The organism is Sphingomonas sp. GC_Shp_5, from assembly GCF_026540855.1.
Lineage (GTDB): Bacteria > Pseudomonadota > Alphaproteobacteria > Sphingomonadales > Sphingomonadaceae > Sphingomonas.
Map to the genome: position 1 here is coordinate 108,499 of NZ_JALNUP010000006.1, position 24,534 is coordinate 133,032.

The following is a 24,534-nucleotide window of genomic DNA, read 5'->3' on the forward strand; positions in this document are numbered from 1 at the left end:
CGGACGTCCCAGCCCATGGCTGACCTCGCACTCATCGATTATGGCGCCGGCAACCTCCATTCGGTGGAGAACGCCCTGCGCGCCGCCGGCGCCACCGACATCGTCGTCACCGCCGATCCCGCGCTGGTGACGCGCGCCGATCGCATCGTCCTCCCCGGCGTCGGCGCGTTCGGCGCCTGCGCCGCGGCGCTGCGCGCCGTGCCCGGGATGGTCGAGGCGATGGAGCAGCGCGTCCGCCGCGACGGCGTTCCCTTCCTCGGCGTCTGCGTCGGCATGCAGCTGATGGCCGACGCGGGCCACGAGATGGGCGAGCACCGCGGCCTCGGCTGGGTGCGCGGCCAGGTCCGCCGGCTCGAGCCCGCCACCGCTGCCGCCAAGGTGCCGCACATGGGCTGGAACGACGTCGTGCCGCACGGCGACCATCCGCTGGTCCCCGCCGGCGAAGCCTATTTCCTCCATTCCTATGCCTTCGAAGGAGACGATGTGATCGCCACCAGCGACCATGCCGGCCCGGTCACCGCCGCGATCGCGCGCGACAACATGCTCGGCGTCCAGTTCCACCCCGAAAAGAGCCAGCGCTATGGCCTCGCCATGCTCGCCGGCTTCCTCGCGTGGCGGCCATGAGCGAGGCGGTCACGAGCGACGCGGGGCCGCTGATCGTGTTCCCGGCGATCGACCTCAAGGCCGGTCAGGTCGTCCGCCTGGCGGAAGGCGACATGAACCGCGCCACCGTCTATGGCGACGATCCCGCCGCCCAGGCGCTGCTGTTCGCCGAGGCGGGCGCCGAGCACCTCCATGTCGTCGATCTCGATGGCGCCTTTGCCGGCGAGTCGGTCAACGGTGACGCGGTCAGGGCGATCGTCGCGGCCTTTCCCGGCCACGTCCAGCTCGGCGGCGGCATCCGCACCCGCGCCAGCGTCGAGCGCTGGTTCGATCTCGGCGTGTCGCGCGTCGTGATCGGCACCGCCGCGCTCGACGACCCGGAGTTCGTCCGCGCCGCCGCGCGTGATTTCCCCGGCGGCATCGTCGTCGCGGTCGACGCGCGCGATGGCATGGTCGCGACCAAGGGCTGGGCCGATGTTTCCACCACGGCAGTGGTCGATCTCGCCCGCCGCTTCGAGGATGCCGGCGTCGCCTCCTTGCTGTTCACCGACGTCGGCCGCGACGGGCTGCTCAAGGGCTGCAACGTCGAAGCGACGGTGGACCTCGCGCGCTCGGTCGACATCCCGGTGATCGCCAGCGGCGGGGTCAAGGGCCTGGCCGAAATCCACGTCCTCGCGCTCCATGTCCGCGACGGGGTCGAGGGCGTGATCACCGGTCGCGCGCTTTACGACGGCCGGCTCGATCTCGCCGCGGCGCTCAGCGTCGCGCGCGCCGCATGATGCCCGCGGTTACCGGCACACTGATCGGCGGCGTCACCGCCTGCTATGTGCCGCTGCTGCGCGATCAGATCCGCGACGGCGAGATCGGCATCCCGTTGACGGGCACCAACCCCATCAAGGTGCGCAGGATCGAGCATCCCTGGCTGTTCCGCGCCTCCGTTGTCGGCCAGATCGTGCTGGTGACGCTGTTGCTCGCCGCCGCGGTCGTGCTGCTCGCCGAGGCGGTGCTGCGATGACCGTCCGCGCCCGCGTCATTCCCTGCCTCGACGTCGCCAACGGCCGCGTCGTCAAGGGCGTCAATTTCGTCGAGTTGCGCGATGCCGGCGATCCGGTCGAGCAGGCCCGCGCCTATGATCTCGCCGGCGCCGACGAGCTGTGCTTCCTCGACATCACCGCCAGCCACGAAGCACGCGGCACCATCCTCGATGTCGTCCGCCGCACCGCCGCGGTGTGCTTCATGCCGCTCACCGTCGGCGGCGGCGTCCGCACCGCCGACGATGCCCGCGCGCTGCTGTTGGCCGGCGCCGACAAGGTCGCGGTCAATTCCGCCGCGGTCGCGCGGCCCGAGGTGGTTGCCGAGATCGCCGAGCGGTTCGGCAGCCAATGCTGCGTCGCCTCGGTCGACGCCCGCCGCGTCGACGGCGCCTGGGAGGTGTTCACCCACGGCGGCCGCCGCGCCACCGGGATCGACGCGGTCGAGCATGCCCTGCGCCTCGCCGATCTCGGCGCCGGCGAGTTGCTCGTCACCTCGATGGATCGCGACGGCACCCGCAGCGGCTATGACCTCGAGCTGATCCGCACCATCGCCGATCGCGTCAGCGTGCCGGTGGTCGCCTCGGGCGGTGTCGGCGGCCTCGACGACCTCGTCGCCGGCATCCGCGACGGTCACGCCAGCGCGGTGCTCGCGGCCTCGATCTTCCATTTCGGCGAGGCCAGCGTCGCCGACGCCCATGACGCGCTCGCCGCGGCGGGAATCCCGGTGCGGAGCCACTGAGCGCCGCCGCACGGTGAGGGTGACGGCCGCCGGCTCTCCCGCTACACCCACCCCCATGCTCCCGATCCTCTCCGTCGCTGGCGGCCACAGCGGCACCGTCCATCCGCGTGACCAGCCCGAACTGTCCGATTTCGCGCTGTTCGCGGTCGCGATCATCGCGGTGTTCTTCGTCCGCCGCGCGCTGCGCAAGCGCTTCATCACTCGTCGCCGCGAGCGCGACGCGGCGAGGGAGGATTGACCCTGGGGCCGCTCCCGCGCCAAGCGGCAGGGATGGACACGCTCGATCGCCTCGAAGCCACGATCCGCGCCCGCCGCGGCGCCGATGCCGGCACCTCCTACACCGCCAGCCTGTTCGCCAAGGGTCGCGCCAAGATCGCCCAGAAGGTCGGCGAAGAGGCGACCGAGACGGTGATCGCCGCGCTCGCCGCGCCCGACACGCTCGCCGCCGAAGCCGCCGATCTCGTCTTCCACCTGCTCGTCCTGCTCGCCGACGCCGGCCTTAGCCTCGACGACATCCGCGCCGAGCTGGACCGGCGCGAGGGCGTCTCGGGCCACGACGAGAAGGCGTCCCGCTAACCCTCCACCGTCCCGATCTCCAAGGAAGGCCGCCATGCCGATCGACGCCACTCAGCCCTATGACGACCAGAACGTTTTCGCCAAGATCCTGCGCGACGAGATCCCCGCGCGCCGCGTCTACGAAGACGATTATGCGATTGCCTTCCACGACATCGCCCCCTCGGCGCCGAGCCACATCCTGGTGATCCCGCGCGGCCCCTATGTGTCGTGGGACGATTTCAGCGCGCGTGGCTCCGATGCCGAGATCACCGGCTTCGTCCGCGCGGTCGGCACCGTTGCGCGCGCCGCCGGGCTGGTCGAGCCCGGCTACCGGCTGCTCGCCAACACCGGCGGCGATGCCGGCCAGGAGGTGCCCCACCTCCACATCCACCTCTTCGCGGGCCGGCCGCTCGGGCCGATGCTGGCGCGCTGAGCCGCTCCGCCGGGCGCGTTTGCCCAGCCCGTCAAATCAAAAAACATTGCGCCCACCCTATTTGGAGTTAGGCTCGGGCGCTTCACCATGCGGAGGCGCAGCCAGGCGCCGCGCAAGTGGGGGGAATTGACTAGATGATTTTCGGGCGCGTCAAACCACTCGACGCTATCCTCGCCACGGCCGAGAAACGCGGGCTTCATCGCTCGCTCGGCGCGTTCCAGCTCACCATGCTCGGGATCGGCGCCGTGATCGGCACCGGCATCTTCGTGCTCACCTCCGAAGCCGCGCAGAAAGCCGGCCCGGGGATGATGCTCTCGTTCGTCATTGCCGGCTTCGTCTGCGCGGTCGCGGCGCTCTGCTATTCCGAGCTCGCCTCGATGGTGCCGGTCGCGGGCTCCGCCTATACCTATACCTATGCGGTGATCGGCGAGCCGCTCGCCTGGATGGTCGGCTGGGCGCTGATCCTCGAATATGCGCTCGGCGCGAGCGCGGTCGCGGTCGGCTGGTCGGGCTATTTCGTCGGGCTGCTCGCGCATCTCTCCAGCTTCGTGCCGTTCCTGCCCGACATCGCCATCCCGCAATGGCTCGCGGTCGGCCCCAGCCAGGGCGGGCTGATCAACCTCCCCGCGGTGGTGGTGTCGATGCTCGTCACCTGGCTGCTGGTGCTCGGCACCAGCGAGAGCGCCAAGGTCAATGCGATCCTGGTCGGCGTGAAGATCCTCGCGCTCACCCTGTTCATCGCGATCACCCTGCCCGCCGCCAACGGCGCCAATTTCACGCCGTTCATGCCGACCCATCTGTCGGGCGTCGCCGGCGCCGCCGCATCGATCTTCTTCGCCTATGTCGGCTTCGACGCGGTCTCCACCGCCGCCGAGGAAACCAAGAACCCGCAGCGCAACGTGCCGATCGGCCTCATCGCCAGCCTCGGCATCTGCACCATCTTCTACCTGCTCGTCGCCGCCGGTGCGATCGGCTCGCCGCTCGGCGCCCAGCCGGTGATGGACGCCGCCGGCCGCCTGCTCGATCCGGGCACGCCCGAACTCGCCGCCCGCTGCCAGCAGATCATCGCTGGCGGCGCGCTCGAGCCGCTGTCTTGCTCCAAGGAGGCGCTCGCGCACATCCTGCGCGTGTTCGGCTGGCCGATCGCGGGCAACTTCCTCGCCGCCGCGGCGATCATCGCGCTGCCTTCGGTGGTGCTGATGATGATGTTCGGCCAGACCCGCGTGTTCTTCACCATGGCGCGTGACGGGCTGCTGCCGGCGCGGTTCGCCGCGGTCCACCCGAAGTTCCACACCCCGCACGTCATCACCATCGTCACCGGTGTGGTGGTGACGATCGCCGCCGCCTTCGCGCCGGTCGGGCAGCTCGCCAATTACTCCAACTCGGGCACGCTGTTCGCCTTCGCGATGGTCTCGATCGCGGTGCTGGTGCTGCGTCGCACCGATCCCAGCCGCAAACGCCCGTTCCGCACCCCCTTGGTGTGGGTCGTCGCGCCGGTGTCGGTGCTCGGCTGCCTCTACCTCTATGCGTCGCTGGACTGGGCCTCGATCCTGGTGCTGCCGATCTGGGGTGCGGTCGGCCTGCTGATCTACTTCGCCTACAGCCGCAGCCGCAGCCACGTCGGCCGCGGCATCGTCGACGTGGTCGACGATCCGGCGATGCAGCCGGAGATCGCCAAGCCGCTGCACTAGAGCGGCGCACCACCGACACGCAAAAAGGGCCGGGGGAGCGATCCCCCGGCGCTTCTTCTATCGCACCGTCCCGGGCGCGGCCCGGGACAAGCATCGCCGCGGGCGCTCAGCCCAACTTGGCGGCGACCATTGCCTTGAGATCCACCGTTGGCCGCGCGCCGACATGGCTGATGATCTCCGCCGCGCAGATCGCGCCGAGCTTGAGCGACTCGGCAAGGCCCTTGCCCTGCGCCTGGCCGTGGAGGAAGCCCGCCGCGAACAGGTCGCCGGCACCGGTGGTGTCCACCACCCGCGCGATCGGCTCCGCGGCCACTTCGGCGCGGCTCCCGGCCTGCACCGCGATCGCGCCCTCGGCCCCGCGGGTGACGACCAGCGTCGGCACCTGCGCGGCGAGCTTGGCCACCGCCGCGTCGAACTCGTCCACTTCGGCGAGCGCGACCAGTTCGCCCTCGTTGGCGAACAGGATGTCGATCATCCCGTCGGCGATCAGCGCGCGGAAGTCGCCGCCATGGCGACCGATGCAGAACACGTCGGACAGGGTGAAGGCGACCTTGCGGCCGGCCTTGCGCGCGGTCTCGATCGCCGCCCGCATCGCCGCGCGCGGCTCCTCGGGATCCCACAGATAGCCCTCGAGATAGAGGATCGCCGCATCGGCGATCAGCGACAGGTCGAGCGCGCGCTCGGGCAGGAACTGCGAGGCGCCGAGGAAGGTGTTCATCGTCCGCTGGCCGTCGGGGGTGACGAAGATCAGGCAGCGCGCGGTGGTGGGATCGCCGGCGCGCACCGCGGTGTCGAAATGGACGCCCGCGGCGCGGATGTCGTGGCCGAACACCTGGCCGAGCTGGTCGTCGGCCACCTGGCCGATGAAGCCGCACTTGCCGCCGAGCGCGGCGATGCCGGCAACGGTGTTCGCCGCCGATCCGCCCGACACCTCATGCCCCGGGCCCATCTTGGCATAAAGCGCATCGGCGTCTTCCGCCGAGAACATCAGCTGCATCGACCCCTTGGCGACGCCGATCTCGGCGATGAACGCGTCATCGGCCTCGGCGAGGATGTCGACGATCGCATTGCCGATGGCGACGACGTCATAGGTAGGCTGGGACAAGGGGCAACTCCGCAAGACAAAGGACCCGCGCCCCCTATCGCGGAACGCGCGCGCACGCGAGCCCTGCGGTCGCGCGCCGTCATTGACCCCGCCCCCGCGCCGCGCCACCCCTGGCGCCATGCTTCGCGCCCTCATTCTCTCGCTCCGCCAGCTCGGCGACCCGGCCATCGTGCGGCTGCTGGCCAAATCCCTGCTTCTCACCGCCGCGGTGTTCGCCGCGCTCGGCGTCGGCCTCTATTATGCGCTGTCCGCCTCCATCCCCGCGCTCACCGGCTGGCAGGACGACGGCGTCACCGCCGCGGTCGCCACGGTGGTGATCGCGGTGCTCGCCGCCTGGCTGCTGTTCCGGGTCGTCGCCATCGCGGTGCTCGGCCTGTTCGGCGACGACATCGTCCACGCGGTCGAGGCGCGGCATTACCCGGTCGCGCTCGCCAGCGCCCGCCCCGCCGGCATGCTGCGCGCGGCACGCCTGGGCCTCGGTTCGGCGGCGCGTGCGATCGCGCTCAACCTGCTGATGGTGCCGGTCTACATCGCGCTGCTGTTCACCGCGATCGGGCCGGCGGTCGCCTTCTTCGCGGTCAACGCCTGGCTGCTCGGGCGCGACCTCGGCGACATGGTCGCGAGCCGCCATCTCGACGATGCGGCGATGCGGGGCTGGCGCAAGGCCACCGCCGGGCGGCGCTGGCTGCTGGGCCTTGCCGTCACCGGGCTGTTCGTGGTTCCGCTGCTCAACATCCTCGCGCCGATCCTCGGCGCGGCGATGGCGACGCATCTATTCCATGGGGACCAGGCGTGACACGGCGGATCATCACCAGGCAGGCCAACAACCAGGGAGCTCTCACCCGGGCGGCCGTCATCGGCCTCGCCACCACGCTCGCCGCCTGCGCCGTGCCCGCGCCCCAGCCCGCCGCACCCGCGCCGGTCGCCATCCCCTATACCAGCGCCGGGCTCGAGCGCGTGCTCGGCCAGAATGCCGGCGCGCTCACCCGGCTGTTCGGCCAGCCCGATGCCGACGTGCGCGAGGGGCCGGCCCGCAAGCTCCAGTTCGTCGGCCCGATCTGCGTGCTCGATGCCTATCTCTATCCCAAGGGGTCGGACGAGCCGCGCGTCACCTATCTCGACGCGCGCGAGCCGGACGGCAGCACCATCGATCGCGCGAGCTGCGTCGCCGCGCTGATCCGCCGCGACGGCGGCAAATAACCCGGGGGCGCCGGTTGCCGCTGGCGCCACAGCGGCATAAGCTGCCGCGATGCGTCACCTGCCTCTCGCCGCCGCGCTGCTCGCGCCCATGCTCCTCGCCGGCCACCCGGCAGCGGCGCAGATCCGCGAGGATGCGCCCGGGCTCCACGAATACAGCCTGCACAATGCGCATGGCCTCACCGTGCGCTTCCTCAATTTGGGCGGCATCATCACCGCGATCGAGACACCCGATCGCGCCGGCCACCGCGCCAACATCGTCTTGGGCTATGGCTCGACCGCCGATTATCGCGACAAGATCACCAAGAACGGCTTTGGCGCGCTGATCGGTCGCTATGCCGGCCGCATCGCCGGCGCGCGCTTCACGCTCGGCGGCAAGGACTATCGCCTCAACGCCAATGACGGTGCCAACGCGCTCCACGGCGGCGGCAACGGCTTCGACGTCCAGCGCTGGCAGGTCGCCCCCTTCCACGCCGCCGGGGTCGACGGCGCCCGGCTGACGCTGGTCAGCCCCGATGGCGCGCAGGGCTTCCCCGGCCAGCTGACGGTCACCGTCACCTATCGGCTGCTCGCCGACGACAGCTTCCACATCGACTATGCGGTGCGCACCACCCGCCCGACCTTTTTCAACATCACCAACCACAGCTATTTCAATCTCGCCGGCGGCGGCAGCGTGGCCGATCAGCGCCTGCGCATCGCCGCCAGCCGCTGGATCGATTCGGACGCGGTCGGCATCCCCACCGGCGCCCTCGCGCCGGTCGCCGGCACCCCGCTCGATTTCACCGCCGAGCATGCGATCGGCGAGCGCTGGGACGTCAAGGCACCGATGATGGCCGCACATGGCGGCTACAACCACGGCTGGGCGTTCGACGGCGGCGTCACCCGCACAGCCCGTCCGGCGGTGTGGCTGCGCGACCCCGCGTCCGGCCGAACGCTCCGGGTCGAAACCACCGAGCCGTCGGTCCAGGCCTATACCGGTGACTATATCGACGGAAAGGACGTCGATGCGCAGGGTCGCCCGATCCACCCGCGCGACGGCATCGCGCTCGAGACCCAGCATTTCGCCGACGCCCCACACCAGCCGTCCTTCCCCTCGACGCTGGTGACCCCGGCCAAGCCGTATCGCTCGACCACGGTGTGGCGCTTCGGGGTGGCACGCTAAGCGCCAAGCTTGTCGGGGAAAGGAGCTGGTCGCCTCGTCACCGTCATCCCAGCGGACGCTGGGATCTCCAGAAACGGCGCGACTCCCGCGCCCGCCTCACCCCACCGCCACCGCCAGCCGCCCGAGCGCCCAGCCCGCGGCATCGCGCACCACCTCCGACGGATCGCCGAGCAATCCCTGCAGCACCCCGGCGAGCGCCGGATCGCCGCTGTTCCCTGCCGCATAGGCCGCATTGCGCACCATCCGGTCGCGCCCGATCCGCTTGATCGGTGAGCCCGCGAACACCTGGCGGAAGCCCGCATCGTCGAGCGCCAGCAGGTCGGCGAGCGCCGGCGCGGTCAGCTCCGCGCGCGGCTGGAACGCCAGATTCGCGTGCGCCGCGGCGGCGAACTTGTTCCACGGGCACACCGCCAGGCAGTCGTCGCAGCCGTAGATCCGGTTGCCCATCGCGGCGCGCAGCGTCTCGGGCACCGGCCCGGCATGCTCGATCGTCAGATAGGAGATGCAGCGCCGCGCATCGAGCTGGTATGGCGCCGGAAACGCGTCGGTCGGGCAGGCGCGCTGGCACGCGTCGCATGACCCGCAAGTGTCACGGCCGCCGCGATCGGGCGCGAGGTCCAGCGTCGTGTAGATCGCGCCGAGGAACAGCCAGCTGCCATGGTCGCGGTTGACGAGATTGGTGTGCTTGCCCTGCCAGCCGAGCCCGGCGGCCTCGGCGAGCGGCTTTTCCATCACCGGCGCGGTATCGACGAACACCTTGAGGTCGCAGCCCGCGGTCTGCGCCAGCCAGCGCCCCAGCGCTTTCAGCTGCTTCTTGATCACGTCGTGATAGTCGCCGCCCTGCGCATAGACCGAGATCCGCCCGATCCCGCCTTCGTCGGCGAGCCGCAGCGGATCCGCGGCCGGGGCATAGCTCACGCCCAGCGCGATGACGCTGCGCACCGCGGGCCACAGCCCTGCCGGACTGCCGCGATGGTGCGCACGCTCCTCCATCCAGATCATGCCGCCGTGCCGGCCTTCGTCGAGCCATTCGCGCAGCCGCGCGGCGGTGAGCGGCGCGGCATCGGCACGCGCGATGCCACAGGCGGCAAAGCCGAGCTCGGCCGCCTTCGCCTTGATCGCCCGTTCGAGTTCGGGCTGTTCCAGCTTGTCTTCCGCCACGCCGCCCCGCTACCACATCTCCATGGCGGCCGACACGCCCCACCACGGCCGAACGGGACAAGCATTTGGATAGACGGGTGTCGTTCGACGGGGAGGTTGCGATCAGCGCCACCGGCATGGTCAAGCTGTTCGGCGAGCGCCGCGTCGTCGACGGGGTCGATCTGTCGGTGCCGCGCGGCGCGATCTACGGCGTGCTCGGCCCCAATGGCGCCGGCAAGACCACCACCTTGCGGATGCTGCTCGGCATCATCGAACCCGATGGCGGCAGCCGCACGCTGCTCGGCCACAGCGCCCCGCGCGACGCCAGCGACCAGGTCGGCTACCTGCCCGAAGAGCGCGGCCTCTACCCGGCGATGAAGGCGCGCGAGGCGATCGCCTTCATGGGCGCGCTGCGCGGGCTCGACTGGAAGACCGGCCGTGCCCGTGCGGTCGAGCTGATGGAGGCCGCCGGGCTCGGCCACGCCGTCGACGAGAAGATCCGCAAATTGTCCAAGGGCATGGCCCAGCTCGTCCAGTTGCTCGGCGCCGTCGTACACCGCCCCGATCTGCTGGTGCTCGACGAACCCTTTTCCGGTCTCGATCCGGTCAACCAGGAGCGGCTCGAGGCGCTGATCAACGCCGAGCGCGACCGCGGCGCGACCGTGCTCTTCTCCACCCACATCATGGCCCATGCCGAGCGGGTGTGCGACCGGCTGGCGATCATCGCCGGCGGCAAGCGCCGGTTCGAGGGCACGGTGGACGACGCCCGCGCCACCCTGCCGCAGCGCGTCCGCTACCGGCCGAGCAGCCCGCGCCCCGGCATCGCCGACGTGCTCCCCGCCGATGCGGTGGCCGACGGCGACGAATGGCGGTTCGCGATGCCGCCGCAGGGCATCGAGCGCCTGCTGGTGACGCTGATCGATCGCGGCGACGGCATCGCCGGCCTGTCGATCGAGCGCCCCAGCCTCCATGACGCCTTCGTCCGCATCGTCGGCGGCAATGGCGATGCCCTTCCGGAGCCCCAGGCATGACCGCCAATCTGCGCCGCAGCATTCGCCAGACGCTGACCATCGCCCGCCGTGATTTCAAGGCGACGGTGTTCACGCCGATCTTCCTGCTGTTCCTGTTCGCGCCGGTGATCATGGGCTCGTTCGGCGCGATCGGCGGGATGGGCGCCGCCAGCGTCTCCGAAGGCTCGGCCGACAAGACCCGCGTCGTCGTCATCCTGCCGCGTGCCCACGCGCGCACCATCGCCGAGGCCGACACCCGCCTGCGCGCCGCGTTCCGCGACAGCGAGGCACCGCCGCCGCTTACCACGCTGGCGCCGGACGCCGATCCGGCCGCCCAGGCGCGCACTGCCTTCGCCGCCAAGGATTACGACGCCGCCGCGGTGCTCTACGGCCCGCTCGAGCGTCCGCAGATCCTCTATGGCGCCCGCGGCAGCCGCGCCGCCGACTATCTCGCGCTGCTCGCCGGCGAGACGCTCGCCGCGCAGCAGCTCGGCGCAGCGCTGCCGAAGGTGGTGCCGACCAAGACCGCGATCGCCCGCCAGGGCGCGACCGCGAGCGGCCAGCACCAGTCGGCGTTCTTCGCGGTGTTCGGCATCTTCTTCCTCACCCTGTTCCTGTCCGGCCAGGTGGTCGGCACCATGGCCGAGGAGCGCAACAACAAGGTGATCGAGGTGCTCGCCGCCGCGGTGCCGCTCGAAAGCGTGTTCCTCGGCAAGCTGCTCGGCATGTTCGGCGTCGCGGTGCTGTTCGTCGGTTTCTGGGGCACGGTGGTAAGCCAGATCGGCGCGGTGCTGCCGCCCGCCGCCGCCTCGGCCTTTGCCGAGATCTCGCCCGCGGTCGGCACCCCCACCTTCGCCCTGCTGTTCGCGGCCTATTTCACCATGGCCTATCTGCTGCTCGGCTCGGTGTTCCTCTCGGTCGGCGCGCAGGCATCGACGATGCGCGAGATCCAGATGCTGTCCTTGCCGATCACGGTGATCCAGGTCGCGATGTTCGCGCTGTCGTCGGCCGCCGCCGCGCATCCCGGCACCGCGCTTGCCACCTTCGCCGAGGTGTTCCCCTTGTCCTCGCCGTTCGCGATGGCCGGTCACGCCGCCAACAGCCCCGAGCTGTGGCCGCACCTCGCCGCGCTCGCCTGGCAGCTGCTGTGGGTGACGATCTTCATCGCCACCGGCGCCCGCCTGTTCCGGCGCGGCGTGCTCCAGTCGGGCAGCGCCAAGCCGTTCTGGCGCCGCGCCAGGGGGTAACCGTCATCCCAGCGAAAGAGCGACCGGTCGGATCGTTCCCCGAACGATCCTTGAGCATCCGGGGGATGCTCAACCGATCGCTGATCTCGTGCCACGCGGGAATCCCTCAGAAAGATCCCAGCTTCCGCTGGGATGACGGATGATGGGCATCTGGATGCCCCCCGTCCCGCCTCCTATATCCTCCTGATGGATCACGCCCCCACCCGCCGCTCGTTGCTCTCGCTCGCCGCCACCGGCATCGCCGGCGCCGCCTTGTGGGGCTGCCGCAGCGCTCCCGCCGCCGCGGCCGATCATTATCCCGTGCAGATGACCGACGCCGCCTGGCGCGCGAAGCTCGGCGACCAGGCCTGGGCGGTGCTCCGCCACGAGAGCACCGAGCGGCCCTATTCGAGCCCGCTCAACAACGAGCATCGCGCCGGCATCTTCACCTGCAAGGGCTGCGGGCAGCCGGCCTATTCGTCCAAGACCAAGTTCGAGAGCGGCACCGGCTGGCCGAGCTTCTGGGCACCGCTCGCCAATGCGGTGGAGACCAAGACCGACCGCTCGATGTTCGAGGAACGCGTCGAGGTTCATTGCGCGCGCTGCGGCGGTCATCTCGGCCATGTGTTCGACGATGGGCCCAAGCCGACCGGCAAGCGCTATTGCATGAACGGCGTCGCGATGACCTTCAAACCGGCCTGACGCGGCCGCGAACGCAAAAAAGGCCCCGGGTTGCCGGGGCCTTTTTGTTCGTCTCCCCGGGGCAAGCCCCCGGATCAGCCGTTCAGCGTGCCGCGATCGGCACCACCGGCACCGCCGCCGAGGTCGCGATGATCGCGGTGTTGGCGCGTGCCACGGCATCGGCGTCATCGTTGTTCGCCGCATCGTCACCGGCCTCGCCCAGCGGCGCATGACCCGAATAGATGAAGCCGTTGGTCGGATAGGCCGAGGTGCCGAGCCCGCCGGTCGGCGCATACCAGACCTTGACCTCGCTCCAGTCGCCCGCCGCCGACACGTCGATCGCGCGGACGTTGCGCTCAATCGCGCCGGGGCGGGACCAATTGGCGTGGGTCAGCAGCACTTCGCGGTCGCTCACCACCTGCGACACCATCGCGACATGGCCGACGCGCATGCGGCCGGTCGACTGGAAGGAGAGCACCGCGCCGACCTTGGGCGAATGACCGCGATCATAGTGACCGGCGGCCTGGCTCCACCAGGTGTTGGCATTGCCATGGATGTCGATGCCCGAAATCTCGCGGGCATAAGGGGCGCACTGCCAGAACTGGGCAGCAGCCGGGGTGGCCATCATCAGGCCGCACGAAACCACCAGCGCGAAACGCGCTGCCAACGCCTTGAAGTTCATTTTGCTGACCCCCCGGTCAAAAACCCGTTTGTCCATTGTTGGCTACGGGAGGAGTCGCGGATCACCAAGTCGCCGCGGAACCTTTTCCGATGAACGGTGTTCGCGCGCCGATGAACGGCTCGCCGTGCGACGAAATGCACGGATTTCAGCCGATCGTCGTTACCGGCAGGTTGATAAAGGGTTCGGAACCCTACCCTTTTCGAGTCACCGGGGCCGCCACCGACACCATCGCGGGTCACTCGGGGCCCTGTTCCGGCGCCGCCGCTCCGCCCGCCAGCTGCTCCTCATGGCGGGGCAGATCCCGGGATCACGGCGCCGGTTCGCGTTTCCCACCCCGTCGCGAACGCTCTATCGTCGCCCCACCCGCGCAACGACGCGGCGTCGCCGGCCCGCCAGCCGGGCCAGCAACGACCAGGAGGATGCCGGATGCCGCTCGACCCCGATACGTTCGCCGCGCTGATCGACACCGTGCGCCGCTTCGTCGCCGAACGGCTCCGCCCGCTCGAGGCGCAGGTCGAGGCCGACGATGCGATCCCCGATGCCCTCGTCGCCGAGATGAAGGCGATGGGGCTGTTCGGCCTGTCGATCGCCGAGGAATATGGCGGCCTCGCGCTGACCATGGCCGAGGAGGTCCGCGTCGCGATCGAGATGGGCCGCACCACCCCGGCGTTCCGCTCGGCGTTCGGCACCAACGTCGGCATCGGCAGCCAGGGCCTGGTGATGGCCGGCACCCCCGAGCAGAAGGCGAGCTGGCTGCCGCGCATCGCCAGCGGCGAGATCGTCACCAGCTTCGCGCTCACCGAGCCCGACGTCGGCTCGGACTCGGGCGCGGTAAAGACCCGGGCGATCCGCGACGGCGACGTCTTCCGGCTGACCGGCACCAAGCGCTACATCACCAACGCCGACAAGGCCCAGCTCTTCACCGTCATGGCGCGCACCGGTGACGAGCGCGGCGCCCGCGGCATCTCCGCCTTTCTGGTCCCGCGCGATCTCCCCGGCATCACCCTTGGCGAACCCGAAAAGAAGATGGGCCAGCGCGGCGCCAAGGTCGCCGACGTCCATTTTGACGACGTTCCCGTCCCCGCCGCCAACCGCTTGGGCGACGAGGGCGAGGGCTTCCGCATCGCGATGCGCGTGCTCGATCGCGGCCGCCTCCACATCGCCGCGGTGTGCGTCGGCGTCGCCGAGCGGCTGATCGCCGACAGCGTCGCCTACGCCAGCCAGCGTCACCAGTTCGGCGTGCCGCTCGCCCAGCACCAGCTGATCCAGGCGATGATCGCCGACATGAAGACCGAGGCGCTCGCCGCCCGCGCGCTGGTGTTCGAGACCGCCGCGCTCAAGGACGACGGTGCCGACGTCGTGCTCGAATCGGCCGCCGCCAAATATTTCGCCAGCGAGATGGTCGGCCGCGTCGCCGACAAGGCGGTGCAGATCTACGGCGGCGCCGGCTATATCGCCGACTATGGCATCGAACGCCTCTACCGCGACGTCCGCCTGTTCCGCATCTACGAAGGCACCAGCCAGATCCAGCAGCTGATCATCGCCCGGGAAACGATCAAGCGCGGCGGGTGAGCACGGGTGGCACCAGACTCCAGCTTCCGCTGGGGTGACGGAAAGAGAGGATCCATCTGGGCCGTTACGCCGATCCGCCACCGCCACGCCTGCACACCCAGCCCCAACCGTCATCCCAGCGAAAGCTGGGATCTCCCACGATGGCGCCATGCCCGCGGCTCAAGACCCCAGCTTTCGCTGGGGTGACGGTCAGAAGACCCCCGTCCCAATCGCCACGCCGGCACACCCAGCCCCACGCCGTCATCCCAGCGAAAGCTGGGATCTCCCGCGCCTGCGCGCCCCCCGCGGCGCCAGACCCCAGCTTCCGCTGGGGTGACGACCAACGAAGCGACCGCCCCGGCCGAACACGGAGGCGGCGCCAGCCGCCCCCGCACCCTCAGCGCGCGATCCCGCCCGCCGCCAGCACCGCCAGCGTCACCAGCTCACTCGCGGTGCTCGTCATCGGCGCGATCTGCACCGGCTTTTCCATGCCGATCAGCATCGGCCCGATCACGTCGTCGCCACCGAGCTCGCGCAGCAACTTGGCGGAGATATGCGCCGATTGCAGCCCCGGCATGATCAGGATGTTGGCCGGCCCGGAGAGGCGCGCGAACGGATAGTTGGCGAGCTGCTTGGGATTGAGCGCGACGTCGGGCGGCATCTCGCCTTCATATTCGAAGCCGACGTTGCGCCCGTCGAGCACGGTGATCGCATCGCGGATATTGTCCACCCAGGCGCCCTTGGGGTTGCCGAAGGTCGAATAGCTCATCAGCGCGACGCGCGGCTCATGCCCCATCCGCCGCGCGACCTGCGCGGTCTGCTCGGCGAAGTCGGCAAGCTGCTCGCCGGTCGGCCGCTCGTTCACCGTCGTATCGGCGATGAACACGGTGTGGCTCTGCCCCACCAGCACGTGGATGCCGAACGGGGTGCGCCCGGCCTCGGGATCGATCACCCGCTTCACCTCGCGCATGGTCTGCGCCCAGGTGCGGGTGATGCCGGTGATCATCGCATCGGCCTGCCCCAGCTGGAGCATCGCCGAGCCGAAGATGTTGCGATCCTGGTTGATCATCCGCTCGACGTCGCGGCGCAGATAGCCGCGCCGCTGCAGCCGCTCGTAGACGAAGTCGACCATCGCCGGCACCAGAGGCGAATGGCGGCTGTTGTGCAGCTCATACTCGTCGGGGTTGACGCCGAGCGCCGCCAGCCGGTCGTTGACGTCGTCGCGCCCCACCAGCACCGGCGTGCCATAGCCGCCTTCCTTGAACGCGATCGCGGCGCGCAGCACCACTTCCTCCTCGGCCTCGGCGAACAGCACCCGCTTCGGCCGCGCCCGCGCGCCTTCATAGGCCGCGCTCAGCACCGCGGTGGTCGGGTTGAGCCGCGCGCGCAGCGTCTCGCGATAGGCGCCCATGTCGACGATCGGCTTGGTCGCGACGCCTGAATCCATCGCCGCCTGCGCGACCGCGGTGGAGACCACCTCCATCAGCCGCGGATCGAACGGCGTCGGGATGATATATTCCGGCCCGAAGCTGTGCTGGACGCCATAGGCGGTCGCCACTTCCTCCGGCACCCGCTCGCGCGCGAGCTCGGCGATCGCATTGGCGGCGGCGATCTTCATCTCCTCGTTGATCCCGGTCGCGCGCACGTCGAGCGCGCCGCGGAAGATGAACGGGAAACAGATCACATTGTTGATCTGGTTGGGATAGTCCGATCGGCCGGTGGCGATGATCGCGTCGGGCCGCGCGGTCTTGGCCTCCTCGGGCAGGATCTCCGGCGTCGGATTGGCCATCGCGAAGATGATCGGCGCGTTGGCCATGTCGACCACCATGTCGGCCTTGAGCGCGCCCGCCGCCGACAGGCCGAGGAACACGTCGGCCCCGACCAGCGCTTCCTTCAGCGTCCGCGCCTCGGTCACCGCAGCATGCGCCGACTGCCACTGGTTGATGTCGTCGCGACCCTGGTAGATCACGCCCGCCTTGTCGCACATGATGACATGGTCGTTGCGCACGCCCATCGCCTTCATCAGCTCGGTGCAGGCGATCGCCGCCGCGCCGGCGCCGTTGACGACGAGCTTGATGTCCTGCAGCCGCCGCCCGGTCAGCAGGCAGGCGTTGATCAGCCCCGCCGACGCGATAATCGCGGTGCCGTGCTGGTCGTCATGGAACACTGGGATGTTCATGCGCTCGCGCAGCGTTTGCTCGATGATGAAGCATTCCGGCGCCTTGATGTCCTCGAGGTTGATGCCGCCGAACGACGGCTCCATCAGCTCGACCGCATCGATGAACCGGTCGACGTCCTCGGTCTTGAGCTCGATGTCGATCGAATCGACATCGGCGAAGCGCTTGAACAGCACCGCCTTGCCTTCCATCACCGGCTTGGAGGCGAGCGCGCCGAGGTTGCCCATGCCAAGGATCGCGGTGCCGTTGGAGATCACCGCGACGAGATTGCCCTTGGCGGTATAGTCATAGGCCTTGGCGGGATCGTCGGCGATCGCCTGCACCGGCACGGCGACGCCCGGCGAATAGGCCAGCGCCAGATCGCGCTGGGTCGCCATCGGCTTGGAGGCGATGATCTCGATCTTGCCCGGCCGGCCTTCCGAGTGGAACAACAGCGCCTCGCGCTCGGAAAACTGGATGGTTCGTTCGTCGGCCATGATCGCCCTTCTTTCGGAGTGGGATTGCCTTAGGCAAAAGGGCGCTGAAATTAAACCCGGCAAAGCCCCCCTAAACCGCCGTCACGGCAGCAAAAGCGAGCGGTGCGAGCCGCTCTTTCCCGGCCCGGCCGCTCAGCGTGTGTCGAAATCGGCACGCGCCGCCGCGATCCGGTCGATGTTCTTCGCCGCCCACACCCACACCCCGCAGAACGCCTCGCTCAGCGTCGCGCCAAGGTCGGTCAGCCGGTATTCGACGCGGGGCGGCACCACCGGATGGACGGTGCGGATCACCAGCCCATCGCGCTCCATGTGGCGCAGCGTCTGGGTCAGCATCTTCTGGCTGATGCCGTCGGCGAGCGCGGCGATGCGGCTGAAGCGCTGCTCGCCGTGCTCGGTCAGCACCTCGAGCACGATCATCGTCCATTTGTCGGCGACGCGGCCGATCACCTCGGTGACGAGTTCTTCCACCCGCGGATCGAGCTCGGGATAATCGTGATCTACCATCATGCTCTCCACTCGGTAAGTACCGCACTTTCGGGTGCCTACTTTCGTTCCGTGCGTGTCGGCCATATCTCTTATGCGCGACGTTAGACAAGTTAGGAGCCATCCCCATGAAGATCACCGGCAACACCATCCTCATCACCGGCGGCGGCACCGGCATCGGCCGCGCGCTCGCCGAGGCGCTCCACGCGAAGGGCAACCAGATCATCATCGCCGGCCGCCGCGAGGGCCCGCTCCGCGAGGTCGCGGCGGCCAACCCCGGCATGGCCTTCGCGACGCTCGACATCACCGATCCCGCCGCGATCAAGGCCTTCGCCGCCACGCTCGTCGCCGATCATCCCGCGCTCGATGCGGTGATCCTCAACGCCGGGATCATGAAGGCCGAGGACATGCTCGCCGAGCCCTATGACCTCACCGACGCCGAGGCGACGATCACCACCAACCTGCTCGGGCCGATCCGGCTGGTCGCGGCGCTGCTGCCGCACTTCAAGGCGCAAGGCAGCGCGACGATCCTCACCGTCTCGTCGGGCCTCGCCTTCGTGCCGCTCGCGGCCACCCCCACCTACAATGCCACCAAGGCGGCGATCCACAGCTGGTCGCAGTCGCTCCGCCACCAGCTCAAGGACACCGGCATCCAGGTCATCGAGATCGCGCCGCCCGCGGTCGCCACCGATCTGATGCCCGGCCACGCCGAGAACCCCCATTCGATGCCGCTCGCCGACTATATCGCCGAGACGGTGTCGCTGCTCGAGACCCAGCCCGAGGCGGCCGAGAATCTGGTCGAGCGGGTCAAGTTCCTCCGCAACGCCGAGCGGTCGGGCCACTACGACCAGGTCTTCGCCCAGCTAAACGGCTGACGCGGCGCTCTCCTTCTCCGCCTGGTGGACGAGCGAGCGAGACGCGAAGCGCGGGATGGGTGAAGGGGTGAGCGCCACTCTTCCACTCGTCCCGCGCACCCTCTATCCCCCGCGCATGGCGACCAACGCACCCCCAGCCCCCACCCCGATGATGGCGCAATATCTCGCGCTCAAGGCCGAAGCCGAAGACTGCCTGCTGTTCTACCGGATGGGCGATTTCTTCGAGCTGTTCTTCGATGACGCCCGCATCGCCAGCGGCGTGCTCGATATCGCCCTCACCTCGCGCGGCGAGCATCTGGGCGACAAGATCCCGATGTGCGGCGTCCCCGTCCATGCCGCGACCGCCTATCTCCAGCGGCTGATCAAGGCCGGCCACCGCGTCGCCATTGCCGAGCAGACCGAGAGCCCTGCCGCCGCCAAGGCGCGTGGCGGCTCCAAGACGCTGGTGTCGCGCGGCATCGTCCGCGTCGTCACCGCCGGCACGCTCACCGAGGAAGCCCTGCTCGACGCCCGCACCGACAACTGGTGCGTGGCGATCGGCGAGGTCGCCGGCGCCGTCGCGCTCGCCGCCGCCGACGTCTCCACCGGCCGGTTCGAGATCATCGACTGCTCGGCCGATGCGCTCGGCGCCGAGCTTGCCCGTCTCGCCGCCGCCGAGGTGGTCGCCGCCGAGAGCAGCGACCATGCCGACGCCGCGACGACGCTACGCCCCCGCCAGGGCTTTGACAGCGCGGCGGGCGAGGCGCGGCTGAAGCGCCTGTTCGAGGTCGCGACGCTCGATGGCTTCGGCCAGTTCAGCCGCGCCGGGCTCGCCGCCGCCGGCGGCCTGGTCGCCTATCTCGAGCATACCGCCAAGGGCGCCCTCCCCTTCCTGCGCCCGCCTCGCCTAACCCGCGCCGCCGAGACGATGGCGATCGACGCGGCGACCCGTGACAGTCTAGAGCTCACCTGCACCACCGGCGGCCAGCGCAAGGGCAGCCTGCTCGACTGCATCGACCGCACCGTGACCGGCGCAGGCGCCCGCCTGCTCGCCGCCGATCTCGGCGCGCCGCTGCTGGATACCGGCGCGATCAACGCCCGGCTCGATCTCGTCCAGCACCTCCATGACGACATCGTCCAGCGCGAACAGCTCCGCTCCGCGCTGCGCGCGCTGCCCGACATCGGCCGCGCGCTCGGCCGCCTCGCCGCCGGCCGCGGCAGCCCGCGCGATCTCGGTCAGCTGCGCGACGGACTCGATGGCGCCTGGCACCTCGGCGAACGGCTCGGCCAGGGCGATACGCTCGCCCTGCTTGTCCAGATCGCCCCCAAGCTGCGCGGCCATGGTGCGCTGATCGATCTGCTCAAGCGCGCGCTCGTCCCCTCGCCGCCGATCGAGGCAAGCGACGGCGGCTATATCGCCGCGGGCTATGATCTGGCGCTCGACGACCTGCGCGATTCCGGCGCTGGTGGCCGCCGCGCGATCGCCGCGCTCGAGGCAGAGTTCAAGACCGCGACCGGCATCGCCACGCTCAAGATCCGCCACAACAACGTGCTCGGCTATCACGTCGAGGTGCCTGCGCGCGCCGCCGACCCGCTGATGAAGCCAGAAAGCGGGTTCACGCATCGCCAGACGCTGGCCGGCGTGGTCCGCTTTAACACCCCGGCGCTCCACGAGGTCGCCGCCAAAGTGTCGCAGGCCGGTGCCCATGCGCTCGCTGCCGAGGCCGCGCATTTGGAGGAGCTGACAACCGCCGCGCTCGCGCATCGCGAGGCGATCGCCGCCACCGCGGATGCGCTCGCCCGGCTCGATGTCGCCGCCGCGCTGGCCGAGCGCGCCGCCGAGGGCCAGTGGGCAAGGCCCCATCTCGTCGACCATGCCTGTTTCCAGATCGAGGGCGGCCGCCATCCGGTGGTCGAGGCCGCGGTCGCGCGCGCCGGCGACCGGTTCGTTGCCAACGACTGCACCTTGTCGGAGCGCTCGCGGCTGTGGCTGGTCACCGGCCCCAACATGGGCGGCAAGTCGACCTTCCTGCGCCAGAACGCGCTGATCGCCGTGCTCGCGCAATGCGGCAGCTATGTCCCCGCCGCCGCCGCGACGCTCGGGCTGGTCGATCGACTGTTCAGCCGCGTCGGCGCGTCGGACAATCTCGCGCGCGGCCGTTCCACCTTCATGGTCGAGATGGTCGAGACCGCTGCGATCCTCGCGCAGGCGACTCCACGCAGTTTCGTGATCCTCGACGAGGTCGGCCGCGGCACCTCCACCTACGACGGCCTGGCGATCGCCTGGGCGGTGGTGGAGGCGATCCACGAGGACAATCGCTGTCGCTGCCTGTTCGCGACCCATTATCACGAGCTGACGCGCCTGGCCGAGCGCTGCGATGCGCTCACCCTCCACCACGTCCGCGCCCGCGAATGGAAGGGCGAGCTGGTCCTGCTCCACGAGCTCGGCCAGGGCCCGGCCGACCGCAGCTACGGCCTCGCCGTCGCCCGCCTCGCCGGCATGCCGCCCGCCACCGTCGCGCGCGCCAAGTCGGTGCTGGCCAAGCTCGAGGCCGGGCGCGCCAAGACCGGTGGACTGGCGGCCGGGCTCGACGACCTGCCGTTGTTCGCCGCGGTGCAGGTGGTCGAGGCCGAACGAGGCGATCCGGTCCGCTCGGAGGTGGAGGCGCTCGACGTCGACGCACTGACGCCGCGCGAGGCGCTCGACACGCTGTACCGGCTGAAAGCGCTGGCGCGGGAGGGATAACGCCCCACACCGTCATCGCGACGTGCGGACGGCCGACGATCGACGTTGGCTGTCCTACACACCACGAGCCTGATACGGCAGAACAGCAGCCATCATCCCGCGCCCGATCGGCATCAAAATGGAAACGATCGCCGCAGACGATTAACGCCGTTGATCTCAACTTCCTCAACTTGTCATCGCCTACTACAGCGTTTGCCACGCCAACATCAGCAACGGTCGCCATGCCCAGCCGCTTCGATCATCTCCCCAACCGCCGCGCCATCGTCGATCGCCGCGTGCTCGCCGAGCAGATCGCCGCGCTGACCGGTAGCGCGCAGCAGCTGCGCAGCCAGGCCACCGCGCTGCTCAAGACCGCGCTCGGCGCCGGTCGCGTCGAGATCGAGCGGCGGCTGATCGAGCATCCCTCGCGCGGCCTCGAAGCCTCCAACGCCCAGGCCTATCTGGTCGACGCGCTGCTGCGCATCCTGTTTGATTTCGCCACCCAGCGCCTTCACCCGCTCGCCAACCCCACCACCGGCGAGCGGCTCACGCTGATCGCGGTCGGCGGTTATGGCCGCGCCGAGATGGCGCCTTATTCGGACGTCGACATCGGCTTCCTCACCCCGGCCCGCCAGACGCCCTGGGCCGAGCAGGTGATCGAATCGATGCTCTACGCGCTATGGGACCTCGGCTTGAAGATCGGCCATTCCAGCCGCTCGATCGACGAGATGGTCCGCCAGGCGCGGGCCGACGTCACCATCCGCACCGCATTGCTCGAGGCGCGCTTCGTCTGTGGCGATACCACGCTCTACGACGAGGCCGCCAAGCGCTTCAAGGCGGACGTCCAGCACGGTACCGAGCGCCAGTTCATCGCCGACAAGCTCGCCGAACGCGACGCCCGCCACGTCAAGATGGGCGATACCCGCTATGTCGTCGAGCCCAACGTCAAGGAGGGCAAGGGCGGGCTGCGTGATCTCCACGCCTTGTTTTGGATCGGCAAATATATCTATGACGTCCAGCGCGGCGCCGATCTGGTCGAGGTCGGCCTGCTCACCAAGGCCGAATATCGGCTGTTCCACCGCGCCGACAATTTCCTCCAGGCGGTGCGCTGCCACCTCCACAGCATCACCCAGCGCGCCGAGGATCGGCTGACCTTCGACGTCCAGCGCGAGATCGCAACGAGGATGCGCTTCTCCGACCGCCCGGGCAAACCCGCGGTCGAGCGCTTCATGCAATATTACTTTCTGCAGGCGAAGACGGTCGGCAACCTGTCCGGCGTCTTCCTCGCGCATCTCGACGAGCTGTTCGCGGCGCGCGGCAGCCGCTTCGGCCTGCCGACGATCCGCCGCCGCCCCGGCAAGCTCCACGGCTTCGTGCTCGATCGCGGCCGCCTCGCCCTGCCGCGTGATGACTTCTTCCGCGAGGATCCGGTGCGGCTGATCGAGATCTTCGCGCTCGCCGATCTCCACGGTGTCGAGATCCACCCGCTGGCGATGCGGGCGGCGGGGCGCGACGCCAAGCTGATCGACGACCATCGCGCCGATCCGCGCGCCAACGCGCTGTTCCTCGACGTGCTCACCTCGCCGCGCGATCCCGAGCTGGTGCTGCGCTGGATGAACGAAACCGGCGTGTTCGGCCGCTTCGTGCCCGATTTCGGCCGCGTCGTCGGCCAGATGCAGTTCGACATGTATCATCACTACACCGTCGACGAGCACACCATCCGCGCCATCGGCCTCCTCGCCCGGATCGACCAGGGCAGGCTCAAGGACGATCATCCGCTCGCTTCGGCGATCATCAAGCACGTCGTCTCGCACCGCGCGCTGTATGTCGCCGTGCTCATCCACGACATTGCCAAGGGCCGCGGCGGCGATCATTCGTTGCTCGGCGCCGAGGTCGCGGAGCGGCTCTGCCCGCGCCTGGGACTGAGCGCCGCCGAGACCGAGACCGTCGCCTGGCTGGTCCGCTATCACCTGCTGATGTCGGCCACCGCGTTCAAGCGCGACCTCTCCGATTTCAAGACCATCCTCGATTTCGCCGAGACGGTGCAGAGCCCCGAGCGGCTGCGCATGCTGCTGATCCTGACCATCGTCGATATCCGCGCGGTCGGCCCCGGGGTCTGGAACGGATGGAAGCGCCAGTTGCTCGGCGATCTCTACGAGGCGGCGGAGGAAGTGCTCCGCCTCGGCCACAAGCAGCGCGGCCGCGACGAGCGGATCGCGAGCCGCCAGGCGACACTGCGCGCCTCGCTCGGCTGGCCGGACGACGCCTTCGACCGATTCGTCAGCCGCTTCCCCGAGGCCTATTGGATTGCCGAGCCTGACGACGTCCTTGCCCATAACGCCCGTTTCATCGCCGCCGCTGGCGATGCCGGGCTGGCGATCGACGCCCAAGTCTATCCCGGCCGCGGCGCGACGCTGGTGACGATCTACGCCGCCGATCATCCCGGCCTGTTCTATCGCATCGCCGGCGCCATCCATGTCGCCGGCGGCAACATCATCGACGCGCGCATCCACACCACGCGCGACGGCATGGCGATCGACAATTTCCTGGTCCAGGATCCGTTCGGGCGCCCGTTCGACGATCTCGGGCAGCTTGCTCGGCTGAAGACCGCGATCGAGGACGCGCTCGCCAACCGCGGCAAGCTCACCGATCGCCTCGTCGCCAAGCCCGCCGCGCGCACCCGCGCCGATGCGTTCGACATCGCTCCCAACGTGCTGATCGACAATCACGCCTCCAACCGCTTCACCGTGGTGGAGGTGAACGCCCGCGACCGGCCGGCGCTGCTCAACCAGCTCGCGCATGCGCTGTTCCAGTCCAAGGTGACGCTGCACTCGGCGCATGTCGCCACCTATGGCGAGCGCGCGGTGGACACCTTCTACGTCACCGATCTCACCGGCGACCGCATCACCGCGACGGCGCGGCTGCGCACTCTGGAGAAGCGGTTGCTGTCGGCCGCCGCGGGCGAGGAACTCGACCTGGCGGCGTGACCATGGAACCCTGATGGCTGGTC

Annotated in this window: 23 protein-coding genes; 18 read left to right on the forward strand and 5 right to left on the reverse strand. The window is 69.6% G+C overall.

The window, feature by feature from the left end; all coding sequences use genetic code 11:
* The first annotated feature begins 15 nt into the window (after positions 1 to 15).
* From hisH to OXR60_RS06835, 8 genes are all read left to right on the forward strand, one after another.
* Positions 16 to 624, forward strand: coding sequence for an imidazole glycerol phosphate synthase subunit HisH (gene hisH, locus OXR60_RS06800; RefSeq protein ID WP_267395045.1), 609 nt, complete (start codon positions 16 to 18; stop codon positions 622 to 624).
* Positions 621 to 1,382, forward strand: coding sequence for a 1-(5-phosphoribosyl)-5-[(5-phosphoribosylamino)methylideneamino]imidazole-4-carboxamide isomerase (hisA, locus tag OXR60_RS06805; RefSeq protein ID WP_267395046.1), 762 nt, complete (start codon positions 621 to 623; stop codon positions 1,380 to 1,382). Before hisH ends, hisA begins: the two co-directional genes overlap by 4 nt.
* Complete coding sequence (locus OXR60_RS06810) at positions 1,379 to 1,618, forward strand: hypothetical protein (RefSeq protein WP_267395047.1); 240 nt, start codon at positions 1,379 to 1,381, stop codon at positions 1,616 to 1,618. The genes hisA and OXR60_RS06810 overlap by 4 nt, the downstream gene beginning before the upstream one ends.
* Entirely contained in the window at positions 1,615 to 2,376 is a 762-nt protein-coding gene (gene hisF / locus OXR60_RS06815; RefSeq protein ID WP_267395048.1) for an imidazole glycerol phosphate synthase subunit HisF, read from the forward strand. Before OXR60_RS06810 ends, hisF begins: the two co-directional genes overlap by 4 nt.
* Before the next feature lie 55 nt (positions 2,377 to 2,431).
* A complete protein-coding gene (locus OXR60_RS06820) occupies positions 2,432 to 2,614 on the forward strand; it encodes a hypothetical protein (protein WP_267395049.1) in 183 nt (60 codons plus the stop codon).
* A 32-nt stretch (positions 2,615 to 2,646) separates the two neighbouring features.
* Positions 2,647 to 2,952, forward strand: coding sequence for a phosphoribosyl-ATP diphosphatase (locus OXR60_RS06825; protein ID WP_267395050.1), 306 nt, complete (start codon positions 2,647 to 2,649; stop codon positions 2,950 to 2,952).
* 34 nt (positions 2,953 to 2,986) lie between these two features.
* Positions 2,987 to 3,364 (forward strand): histidine triad nucleotide-binding protein, encoded by a 378-nt coding sequence (locus tag OXR60_RS06830; RefSeq protein ID WP_267395051.1) that lies wholly within the window; start codon positions 2,987 to 2,989, stop codon positions 3,362 to 3,364.
* A gap of 134 nt (positions 3,365 to 3,498) precedes the next feature.
* The gene (locus OXR60_RS06835; RefSeq protein WP_267395052.1) at positions 3,499 to 5,055 is read left to right on the forward strand and encodes an amino acid permease; all 1,557 of its coding nucleotides are present in this window, start codon (positions 3,499 to 3,501) and stop codon (positions 5,053 to 5,055) included.
* A 106-nt stretch (positions 5,056 to 5,161) separates the two neighbouring features.
* Here the strand turns inward: OXR60_RS06835 and OXR60_RS06840 are convergent, their stop codons facing one another.
* Entirely contained in the window at positions 5,162 to 6,160 is a 999-nt protein-coding gene (locus OXR60_RS06840) for an adenosine kinase (protein WP_267395053.1), read from the reverse strand.
* 118 nt (positions 6,161 to 6,278) lie between these two features.
* On the opposite strand from OXR60_RS06840, the gene OXR60_RS06845 reads away from it, so the two are divergent.
* The 3 genes from OXR60_RS06845 to OXR60_RS06855 all read left to right on the forward strand — a co-directional run bounded on the left by OXR60_RS06845 (position 6,279) and on the right by OXR60_RS06855 (position 8,519).
* Complete coding sequence (locus tag OXR60_RS06845) at positions 6,279 to 6,956, forward strand: EI24 domain-containing protein (protein WP_267395054.1); 678 nt, start codon at positions 6,279 to 6,281, stop codon at positions 6,954 to 6,956.
* A gap of 92 nt (positions 6,957 to 7,048) precedes the next feature.
* Positions 7,049 to 7,360, forward strand: a complete 312-nt coding sequence (locus OXR60_RS06850; protein ID WP_267395110.1) for a hypothetical protein — start codon at positions 7,049 to 7,051, stop codon at positions 7,358 to 7,360.
* 49 nt (positions 7,361 to 7,409) lie between these two features.
* Entirely contained in the window at positions 7,410 to 8,519 is a 1,110-nt protein-coding gene (locus OXR60_RS06855; RefSeq protein WP_267395055.1) for an aldose epimerase family protein, read from the forward strand.
* A 96-nt stretch (positions 8,520 to 8,615) separates the two neighbouring features.
* Here the strand turns inward: OXR60_RS06855 and queG are convergent, their stop codons facing one another.
* Complete coding sequence (gene queG / locus OXR60_RS06860) at positions 8,616 to 9,680, reverse strand: tRNA epoxyqueuosine(34) reductase QueG (RefSeq protein WP_267395056.1); 1,065 nt, start codon at positions 9,678 to 9,680, stop codon at positions 8,616 to 8,618.
* A gap of 116 nt (positions 9,681 to 9,796) precedes the next feature.
* Here queG and OXR60_RS06865 point away from each other — a divergent pair, with 116 nt between their 5' ends.
* The 3 genes from OXR60_RS06865 (at position 9,797) to msrB (ending at position 12,597) form a co-directional block, all read left to right on the forward strand.
* Positions 9,797 to 10,690: an ATP-binding cassette domain-containing protein gene (locus tag OXR60_RS06865; protein ID WP_267395111.1), complete on the forward strand. Its 894-nt coding sequence runs from the start codon at positions 9,797 to 9,799 to the stop codon at positions 10,688 to 10,690.
* A complete protein-coding gene (locus tag OXR60_RS06870; RefSeq protein ID WP_267395057.1) occupies positions 10,687 to 11,916 on the forward strand; it encodes an ABC transporter permease in 1,230 nt (409 codons plus the stop codon). The genes OXR60_RS06865 and OXR60_RS06870 overlap by 4 nt, the downstream gene beginning before the upstream one ends.
* Positions 11,917 to 12,102: 186 nt before the next feature.
* Positions 12,103 to 12,597 carry a peptide-methionine (R)-S-oxide reductase MsrB gene (msrB, locus tag OXR60_RS06875; RefSeq protein ID WP_267395058.1) on the forward strand — a complete coding sequence of 165 codons (495 nt, stop codon included), beginning with the start codon at positions 12,103 to 12,105 and terminating at the stop codon, positions 12,595 to 12,597.
* Between the two features lie 82 nt (positions 12,598 to 12,679).
* On the opposite strand, the gene OXR60_RS06880 is transcribed toward msrB, so the two are convergent.
* A complete protein-coding gene (locus OXR60_RS06880; RefSeq protein ID WP_267395059.1) occupies positions 12,680 to 13,258 on the reverse strand; it encodes a CHAP domain-containing protein in 579 nt (192 codons plus the stop codon).
* 426 nt (positions 13,259 to 13,684) lie between these two features.
* Between OXR60_RS06880 and OXR60_RS06885 the strand changes: the two genes are divergently transcribed.
* Positions 13,685 to 14,830 carry an acyl-CoA dehydrogenase family protein gene (locus OXR60_RS06885; RefSeq protein ID WP_267395060.1) on the forward strand — a complete coding sequence of 382 codons (1,146 nt, stop codon included), beginning with the start codon at positions 13,685 to 13,687 and terminating at the stop codon, positions 14,828 to 14,830.
* Positions 14,831 to 15,206: 376 nt separating this feature from the next.
* Here OXR60_RS06885 and OXR60_RS06890 read toward each other — a convergent pair whose 3' ends face one another.
* Both OXR60_RS06890 and OXR60_RS06895 read right to left on the reverse strand, forming a co-directional pair.
* Entirely contained in the window at positions 15,207 to 17,462 is a 2,256-nt protein-coding gene (locus OXR60_RS06890) for an NADP-dependent malic enzyme (protein ID WP_267395061.1), read from the reverse strand.
* Positions 17,463 to 17,594: 132 nt separating this feature from the next.
* Positions 17,595 to 17,969, reverse strand: coding sequence for a helix-turn-helix domain-containing protein (locus OXR60_RS06895; protein ID WP_267395062.1), 375 nt, complete (start codon positions 17,967 to 17,969; stop codon positions 17,595 to 17,597).
* A 104-nt stretch (positions 17,970 to 18,073) separates the two neighbouring features.
* Here OXR60_RS06895 and OXR60_RS06900 point away from each other — a divergent pair, with 104 nt between their 5' ends.
* The 3 genes from OXR60_RS06900 to OXR60_RS06910 all read left to right on the forward strand — a co-directional run bounded on the left by OXR60_RS06900 (position 18,074) and on the right by OXR60_RS06910 (position 24,511).
* The gene (locus tag OXR60_RS06900) at positions 18,074 to 18,820 is read left to right on the forward strand and encodes an SDR family NAD(P)-dependent oxidoreductase (protein WP_267395063.1); all 747 of its coding nucleotides are present in this window, start codon (positions 18,074 to 18,076) and stop codon (positions 18,818 to 18,820) included.
* 148 nt (positions 18,821 to 18,968) lie between these two features.
* Positions 18,969 to 21,545: a DNA mismatch repair protein MutS gene (mutS, locus tag OXR60_RS06905; protein ID WP_267395112.1), complete on the forward strand. Its 2,577-nt coding sequence runs from the start codon at positions 18,969 to 18,971 to the stop codon at positions 21,543 to 21,545.
* A gap of 221 nt (positions 21,546 to 21,766) precedes the next feature.
* Positions 21,767 to 24,511 carry a [protein-PII] uridylyltransferase gene (locus tag OXR60_RS06910; RefSeq protein WP_267395064.1) on the forward strand — a complete coding sequence of 915 codons (2,745 nt, stop codon included), beginning with the start codon at positions 21,767 to 21,769 and terminating at the stop codon, positions 24,509 to 24,511.
* Positions 24,512 to 24,534 lie beyond the last annotated feature (23 nt).

Excerpts from the sequence above, each read along its gene's own strand:
- OXR60_RS06825 (WP_267395050.1), top strand. The coding sequence starts at position 2,647 with ATGGACACGCTCGATCGCCTCGAAGCCACGATCCGCGCCCGCCGCGGC.
- OXR60_RS06900 (WP_267395063.1), top strand. The coding sequence starts at position 18,074 with ATGAAGATCACCGGCAACACCATCCTCATCACCGGCGGCGGCACCGGC.
- OXR60_RS06820 (WP_267395049.1), top strand. The coding sequence starts at position 2,432 with ATGCTCCCGATCCTCTCCGTCGCTGGCGGCCACAGCGGCACCGTCCAT.
- OXR60_RS06890 (WP_267395061.1), bottom strand. The coding sequence starts at position 17,462 with ATGGCCGACGAACGAACCATCCAGTTTTCCGAGCGCGAGGCGCTGTTG.
- OXR60_RS06810 (WP_267395047.1), top strand. The coding sequence starts at position 1,379 with ATGATGCCCGCGGTTACCGGCACACTGATCGGCGGCGTCACCGCCTGC.
- hisF (WP_267395048.1), top strand. The coding sequence starts at position 1,615 with ATGACCGTCCGCGCCCGCGTCATTCCCTGCCTCGACGTCGCCAACGGC.
- OXR60_RS06845 (WP_267395054.1), top strand. The coding sequence starts at position 6,279 with ATGCTTCGCGCCCTCATTCTCTCGCTCCGCCAGCTCGGCGACCCGGCC.
- hisH (WP_267395045.1), top strand. The coding sequence starts at position 16 with ATGGCTGACCTCGCACTCATCGATTATGGCGCCGGCAACCTCCATTCG.
- hisA (WP_267395046.1), top strand. The coding sequence starts at position 621 with ATGAGCGAGGCGGTCACGAGCGACGCGGGGCCGCTGATCGTGTTCCCG.
- mutS (WP_267395112.1), top strand. The coding sequence starts at position 18,969 with ATGATGGCGCAATATCTCGCGCTCAAGGCCGAAGCCGAAGACTGCCTG.
- OXR60_RS06885 (WP_267395060.1), top strand. The coding sequence starts at position 13,685 with ATGCCGCTCGACCCCGATACGTTCGCCGCGCTGATCGACACCGTGCGC.
- OXR60_RS06910 (WP_267395064.1), top strand. The coding sequence starts at position 21,767 with ATGCCCAGCCGCTTCGATCATCTCCCCAACCGCCGCGCCATCGTCGAT.
- OXR60_RS06865 (WP_267395111.1), top strand. The coding sequence starts at position 9,797 with ATGGTCAAGCTGTTCGGCGAGCGCCGCGTCGTCGACGGGGTCGATCTG.
- OXR60_RS06870 (WP_267395057.1), top strand. The coding sequence starts at position 10,687 with ATGACCGCCAATCTGCGCCGCAGCATTCGCCAGACGCTGACCATCGCC.
- OXR60_RS06835 (WP_267395052.1), top strand. The coding sequence starts at position 3,499 with ATGATTTTCGGGCGCGTCAAACCACTCGACGCTATCCTCGCCACGGCC.
- OXR60_RS06830 (WP_267395051.1), top strand. The coding sequence starts at position 2,987 with ATGCCGATCGACGCCACTCAGCCCTATGACGACCAGAACGTTTTCGCC.
- OXR60_RS06880 (WP_267395059.1), bottom strand. The coding sequence starts at position 13,258 with ATGAACTTCAAGGCGTTGGCAGCGCGTTTCGCGCTGGTGGTTTCGTGC.
- msrB (WP_267395058.1), top strand. The coding sequence starts at position 12,103 with ATGGATCACGCCCCCACCCGCCGCTCGTTGCTCTCGCTCGCCGCCACC.
- OXR60_RS06855 (WP_267395055.1), top strand. The coding sequence starts at position 7,410 with ATGCGTCACCTGCCTCTCGCCGCCGCGCTGCTCGCGCCCATGCTCCTC.
- OXR60_RS06895 (WP_267395062.1), bottom strand. The coding sequence starts at position 17,969 with ATGATGGTAGATCACGATTATCCCGAGCTCGATCCGCGGGTGGAAGAA.